This is a genomic window from Achromobacter sp., from assembly GCF_057314935.1.
The window spans coordinates 69,748-76,506 of record NZ_DBHKZA010000014.1; the positions used below are offsets into that span (position 1 = coordinate 69,748).

The window sequence follows — 6,759 nt, forward strand, 5'->3', positions numbered from 1 at the left end:
TACGAATAGTTACTATTCAGCGGCCTTTTTCCATCAGGGATTTCGCCGTGACAGGCGTCTTGTCTCCCAAGGGCATCGATCCGATGCCGCTGCGCCGCCAGAATCTTCCGCATCCGGCTGACTGGCGAGCCCTGTCTCAAGACCCCTCCAGGAACGCTAGTCCCGTGAACCGTATCCCTTCTGGACCCTCTTCCCGCGCCGCTGTGCGCCTGGCTTTGCCGACGCGCGGCTTGACCGTGCTGACCATGTCCGTGCTGCTGGCGCTGGCCGTGCCACAGCCTGCCGCCCAGGCGCAGGAGGCGCCGCTGTCCTTGAATATCCCCGCGCAATCGCTGGAAGGCGCGTTGACGCAACTGGCGACGCAAGCCGCGCTGGAATTGGCCTACGCGCCGGACACGGTGCGGGGCCTGAAGGCGCCCGCGGTGTCGGGCACGCTGACGCCCGACCAGGCCTTGCGGGCCTTGCTGGCCGGCACGGGATTGGTGTTCGAACGCTCGGGCAGCAGCGTGTCCGTGTCGCGCCAATCGGAGGGCGACACGTCCAGCGTCATGTTGAACACCATCACGGTCGTGGGCAAAGGCAACTCCATCACCGAAGACACCGGCTCCTACACCACTGGCGCCATGAACACGGCGACCAAGCTGCCGCTGACCATCCAGGAAACGCCCCAGTCCGTCAGCGTGGTCACCCGGCAGAAGCTGGACGACTTTGCGATGCAGACGATCGATGACGTGGCCAACAGCACCACCGGCGTCACCGTGAACCACTGGAGCAACGATCGTTCGCGCTACTTCTCGCGCGGCTTCACCATCAACACCTTCCTGATGGACGGCCTGCCCGTGTCGTACGAGACGGACACGTCCACCTACAGCACCACGGCCATGTACGACCACGTGGAAGTCGTGCGCGGCCCCACGGGCCTCATGACCGGCATGGGCGACCCCTCCGGCACCATCAACTTCGTGCGCAAGCAGCCGACCGATGCCGCGCAGTTCATCGCGACCGCGCGCGCGGGGTCCTGGAACAATTTCTCGGGCGAGTTCGACGCCAGCGGCCCGCTGAACGACAGCGGGTCCGTGCGCGGCCGCTTCGTGACGTCGCAGCAATCGCGGGATTACTTCACCGACGGCTACAGCAGCCGCAAGCAGCTGTACTACGGCGTGGTCGACATCGACATCACCGACAACACCACGCTGACGCTGGGCGGGCATTCCAACCGCGAAGACAACCCGGGCTCCGAATGGATGGGCGTGCCCACCGCGCCAGACGGCTCGCCGCTGGACATCCGGCGTTCACGACGGTTCTCGCCGTCGTGGAGCTACTGGGACAAAAGCGAATACAGCCTCTTCGCCGAACTGAAGCACACCTTCGACAACGGCTGGATCGCGCGCGCCGCGGCGCGCGGGGTCAATGGTAAATCGTCGCTGGACGGCGCCTACTTCGTTTCGGGCGACTACGACGCGCAGGGTGGCATCGTGTACGACGTGATGGGCGGGCGATACGACTACGACAAGAAGCAGCGCAGCTTCGACGTGTCCGCGCAAGGCCCCATCACGCTGTTCGGCCGCGAGCACGAGATCGCGGTAGGCGCAAGCTACCGCAACGACAAGTGGCTGGACAACGGCTACAGCTACCTGGACGAGCCGGGCGGTTACCTGATGGTGTCGGGCGTGAATCCCTACACCTGGAATCCGGATTCGCTGCGCCGTCAGGACTTCGTGAAAGACACCATGTGGCGCCGCGATCAGCGCTCCGAGCTGACCTCGGCCTACGCCACGGGCCGCTTCCGCCTGGCCGACCCGTTGAGCATGATCCTGGGTGCGCGGATGGACTGGTTCGACTTCGACAACAAGCAGACCCAAGGCAGCTGGAGCAGCCACCGCAAGTTCGGCGAGGACGCCCATTTCACGCCGTACGCGGCGCTGATCTACGACCTGAACGACAACCATTCGGTCTACGCCAGCTATTCCAGCATCTTCAAGCCGCAGTACTACCTGGACACGTCCGGCACCGTGCTCAAGCCGGTGGAGGGCACCAACTACGAGATCGGCTTGAAGGGCAGTTATCTGGACGAGCGCGTCAACGCCGCCATCGCGTTGTTCTCGACTACGCAGACGAACCTGCCGCAGGCCGTCACGGATATCGCGTCGTGCTTTGTCGCGACCAACTGCTACCGCGCTGTGGGCGAGGTGAAAAGCGAGGGCGTCGAGATCGACATCAATGGCGAACTGCTGCCGCGCCTGAATGTGGGGATCGGCTATTCCTATACGCGCGCCAAGGTGTCCAGCGGCGGGGTGGACGGCGCGGCCGGCCAGCCCTACGCCAGCTACATCCCGCAGCATCAGTTCAAGCTGGCCGCGATGTACCACTTGCCGGGCGCCTACGAGAAATGGCGCGTCGGCGGCGCGCTGCGCGCGCAAAGCAAGATCACCACGCAATCGCTGACCAGCAGCGCGGGGTACGTCATCAAGCAGTCGCCCTACGCGCTGGTCGACCTGGTGGCGGGCTACCGGGTCAATCGCCAGCTGGATATCCAGCTGAACGTGAACAACCTGTTCGACAAGCGCTACTTCGAATCGATGCAGGGCAACAACGGCGGCAACTACTACGGCACGCCGCGCAGCGTCTTGCTGAGCACGCGCTATCAGTTCTAGGCGGGCGCCAGGCTCAGACCGGCCAGCCGGCTTGGCGGTGGGCCGAATCCCAGAACATCCATTCCAGCTGGGCGGCGTGCGTGTAGGCCTGGTGCATGGCCTCGCGCGTCTGCGCCGACGCCGCTTCGGCGGCGCGGTCCACCGACGCGATCACGGCCCGCACCAGCGCATGGAAGTCGTCGCCGGCATACGTGTCGATCCATGCCGCGTAGGGATTGGGGCGCGCCGCATGCGCATGGATCTCGCGGCCGATTTCGGCATAGATCCAGAAGCACGGCAGCAAGGCGGCGAGCGCCACCGGATAGGGCGCGCTCCAGGCGGTGGCGATCAGGAAGCTGGTGTAGTGGTGGCTGGCGGGCGTCAGCGGGGTGGCTTCGAAGGTGGCGGCGTCAATGCCGAACTGCTTCATGAAGCCCGCATGCAGCGAACGCTCGGCGACCACGGCGCCTTTGGCTGCGTCCGCGAATTGCACCACGCCGTCGGCGTCGTCCGCCTTGGCGGCCGCGATCGCCAGCGCGCGCCCGAACGCCACCAGGTAGTGCGCGTCCTGGATCATGTAGTGCTTGAATGCGTTCTCGTCGAGCCGGCCGCTGGCCAGTTCCTGGTTGAACGGCATGTCGCGCGTTTTCTCGTAGAGCGCGGCGTTGCGCGCCCAGGCGTCAGAGCTGAAAGACATGGGATTCCTTATGCCCGCAGGCAAGCCGATGGCGGCGGGCGCGCAACGCCGCGCGCCCGCCCAACGGCATAAGGGTATCAACTTCGGCGCATCCGCTGGCCTATTGCATGTACCAGCCGTGGCTGACGACGAACGATTGGCCGGTGAAGGCCGCGCTGGGAAAGGCGCACAGGAAGAGCGCGGTCTGCGCCACGTCTTCAACGGTGGTGAAGACGCCGTCCACCGTATCGCCCAGCATCACCTTCTTGACCACGTCCTCTTCGCTGATGCCCAGTTCGCGGGCTTGCTCCGGGATCTGCTTTTCGACCAGCGGCGTGCGCACGAAGCCCGGGCAGATGACGTGCGACCGCACGTTGTGCGCCGCGCCTTCCTTGGCCAGCACGCGGGCCAGGCCCAGCAGCGCATGCTTGGCGGCCACGTAGGCGGACTTCAGCGGCGAGGCTTCGTGCGAATGCACCGATCCCATGTAGATCACCACGCCGCCGCGATTGTCCTGGTACATGTGCTTGAGCGCCGCCTTGGTCGTCAGGAAGGCGCCGTCCACGTGGATGGCCTGCATCTTCTTCCAATCCGAAAAGGCGAAGCTTTCGATGGGGTTCACGATCTGGATGCCCGCGTTCGAGATCAGGATGTCGATGCTGCCGTAGGCGGCCGCGACCTTGTCGATGCCCTGGTTCACGGCGTCTTCGCTGGTGACGTCCATCGCCACGCCCATCGCCTTGCCGCCGGCCTGCTCGATTTCGCGGGCAACGGCGTCGGCGCCGGCCTGATTCAGGTCGGCGATCGCGATGGTCGCGCCGGCGCGCGCAAGCGTCAGGGCGATTTCCTTGCCGATACCGCTGGCGGCGCCGGTCACGACGGCGACTTTTCCATTCAACTGGCTCATGCTGCAACCTCCGGTTCAGGAATGCCGGCAGGCCCGCGCAAGCTGCATCGTGGCGCGGGGCCGGCAACAGGCCTTGCAGGGGAAGGCGCGAACGCGCCCCCTTTAGCGCAAGGAGCATCCCTGGATGGTAGTCCTTCAGCTTGAGCAGCGCCTGAACGCCATCGGACCGCCGGTTGCCGGTAACATCTGATCCGTTCCGGCGGCTGGGCGGGGTCCAGCGGCCATCACTTCTTGCAGGCGGTCATCGGCGTGGCATCAGCTTTCATCCATCGTTTCCCGAGGGCCGCGGCGCGCGCGGCGCTATGCGCAGGCGCTCTGTGGGCGTTGCCCGCGCAGGCCGCGCACATCGTGGTGGACACCGGGCACACCCCCAACCGGCCTGGCGCGACGGGAGCAAGCGGGCGGGTCGAGTACCTGTACAACCTGGATGTCAGCAATCTGGTGGCGGCCGATCTGCGCGCGGCCGGCGACCGCGTGACCCAGGTGGCAGCCAATGGCGCCGAAGTCGAACTGGGCAAGCGTTCGCGCATGGCGCCGACGGCGGATTTCTTTGTCTCGATCCATCACGACTCGATGCAACAGCAGTACATCGACGCGGGCCGCCAGCGCGAGTTTGCCGGCTTCTCCGTGTTCGTGTCCGAGCGCAATCCCAAGTATGAACAGAGCCTGCGTTGCGCGCGCGCCATCGGCGAGGAGCTGGTGGCTGCCGGCGAAAAGCCTTCGCTGTACCACGCCGAACCGATTGCCGGCGAAAACCGGCCATTGATAGACCGCCGGTTGGGCGTGCACCGTTTCGACGGCTTGGCGGTGCTGAAGACCGCGCCCATGCCTGCGGTGCTGGTGGAGGTGGGGGTAATCGTGAATCCGGACGAGGAACGCCGGCTGGCTCGCCCTGACGTCATCAAACGGGTGGCGCAAGCGATCGCACGCGGCGCCCGCGCCTGCCAGCACCCCTAGCCCGCGCGCAAGGGGTGGCGCGCGTAATCCTGCAACGCGTCGCGCAGCACAAGGGCCTGGTTATGTTCGGTGTTGCGAGCGCCGTACAGCAGCGTCAGGGGGCGCTTGCCGGCGGCTTGCAGCAGCGCCGCCATGCGGGCCTGCTGCTCGGGCGCGGCCAGTTGCGCCAGGTACTGGGCGCGGAATGCTTCCCAGCGTTCGTCCTCGTGGCTGAACCACTTGCACAGTTCGGCGGTGGGCGCGATGTCGCGGGCCCATTCGTCCAGTCCCAGGTCGGCGCGCCGCAGGCCGCGCGGCCACATGCGATCGACCAGCGCTCGGTAGCTGCCTTCGGGGCCAGTGCCTTCATAGACGCGCTGAACATGGATGGCGGGCTGTTTCATCATGCCTCCTGCGAAAGCGTTGCGGCCAGTCTACCGCAACGTCCGCAGGGCGGTTCAGCGCGGCTGCGCGTGTTCCGCTGGCGTGCCGCTCATGCGCAGCAGCAGGAAGCCGATCACCGCCGAGGCGAGCGATCCTGTCAACACGCCGATCTTGGTGGCGTCCACGGTGGCGGCGTCCGTGAAGGCCAGCGCGCCGATGAAGAGGCTCATGGTGAAGCCGATGCCGCAGAGCAGCGCGACGCCGTACAGCTGCGTGAACGAGGCATGGCGCGGCAGGCTGGCGACGCCCATCTGGATGGCGAGCCAGGAAAAGCCGAACACGCCCACCTGCTTGCCCAGGAACAAGCCCAGCGCCACGCCCAGCGGCACCGGTTGCGCCAGGCTGGCCAAGCCCATGCCGGCAAACGATACGCCGGCGTTGGCGAAGCCGAAGATGGGCACGATCAGCAGCGCCACGGGTTTGTGCAGCGCGTCTTCCAGATCATGCAGCGGCGAATGCGCCTGCGGCTGGCCGGCATTGCGGGGCCGCAGCGGGATCGTCAGCGCCAGCGCCACGCCGGCCAGGGTGGCGTGCACGCCGGACTTCAGCACGAAATACCACAGCACGGCGCCGATCAGCAGGTACGGGGTGAGCCGCAGCACGCCCGCGCGGTTCAGGCAGAACAGGCAGGCCAGCAAGGCGCCCGCCATGATCAGGGCGAAGACTTTCAATTGCGAGGTATAGAACAGCGCGATGATGACGATGGCGCCCAGATCATCCAGGATCGCCAGCGCCGTCAGGAAGATCTTGAGCGAGGTCGGTACGCGGCTGCCCAGCAGCGCCAGGATGCCCAGCGCGAAGGCGATGTCGGTGGCGGCGGGGATCGCCCAGCCGCGCAGGGTATCGGGGTTGCCCAGGTTGACCAGCACATAGATCAGCGCCGGCACCAGCATGCCGCCCAGCGCGGCAATGCCCGGCAGGACGATTCTTGCCGCCCCGCGCAATTGGCCATCCAGCACCTCGCGCTTGATCTCCAATCCCACCAGCAGGAAAAACACGGCCATCAGGCCATCATTGATCCAATGCAGCACCGTTTCGCGGAGCAGGACGGGCCCTGTGTGAAAGCCCAGTTTGGTTCCCAGCACATCGAAATAGATCGGGGCGGCCGGGCTGTTGGCGATGATCAGGGCTGCCAGGGCGGCGGCCATCAGCACATAGCCGCC

At 66.1% G+C, this 6,759-nt stretch carries 6 protein-coding genes; 2 read left to right on the forward strand and 4 right to left on the reverse strand.

Going from position 1 to position 6,759, the window contains the following annotated elements:
* Nucleotides 1-164 precede the first annotated feature (164 nt).
* The gene (locus ACO6D5_RS07540) at nt 165-2,654 is read left to right on the forward strand and encodes a TonB-dependent siderophore receptor (protein ID WP_485825043.1); all 2,490 of its coding nucleotides are present in this window, start codon (nt 165-167) and stop codon (nt 2,652-2,654) included.
* A gap of 13 nt (nt 2,655-2,667) precedes the next feature.
* Here the strand turns inward: ACO6D5_RS07540 and tenA are convergent, their stop codons facing one another.
* Together tenA and ACO6D5_RS07550 are read right to left on the reverse strand one after the other, a co-directional pair.
* A complete protein-coding gene (tenA, locus tag ACO6D5_RS07545) occupies nt 2,668-3,330 on the reverse strand; it encodes a thiaminase II (RefSeq protein ID WP_485825044.1) in 663 nt (220 codons plus the stop codon).
* 100 nt (nt 3,331-3,430) lie between these two features.
* Complete coding sequence (locus tag ACO6D5_RS07550) at nt 3,431-4,216, reverse strand: 3-hydroxybutyrate dehydrogenase (protein WP_315845231.1); 786 nt, start codon at nt 4,214-4,216, stop codon at nt 3,431-3,433.
* 249 nt (nt 4,217-4,465) lie between these two features.
* Between ACO6D5_RS07550 and ACO6D5_RS07555 the strand changes: the two genes are divergently transcribed.
* Complete coding sequence (locus ACO6D5_RS07555) at nt 4,466-5,173, forward strand: N-acetylmuramoyl-L-alanine amidase family protein (RefSeq protein ID WP_485825045.1); 708 nt, start codon at nt 4,466-4,468, stop codon at nt 5,171-5,173.
* Here ACO6D5_RS07555 and ACO6D5_RS07560 read toward each other — a convergent pair.
* Together ACO6D5_RS07560 and nhaA are read right to left on the reverse strand one after the other, a co-directional pair.
* Nucleotides 5,170-5,556: a DUF488 domain-containing protein gene (locus ACO6D5_RS07560; protein WP_315845289.1), complete on the reverse strand. Its 387-nt coding sequence runs from the start codon at nt 5,554-5,556 to the stop codon at nt 5,170-5,172. The two genes, ACO6D5_RS07555 and ACO6D5_RS07560, sit on opposite strands and share 4 nt — an antisense overlap.
* Before the next feature lie 54 nt (nt 5,557-5,610).
* The coding region (gene nhaA, locus ACO6D5_RS07565; RefSeq protein WP_485825046.1) for a Na+/H+ antiporter NhaA at nt 5,611-6,759 on the reverse strand (1,149 nt) is incomplete at its 5' end.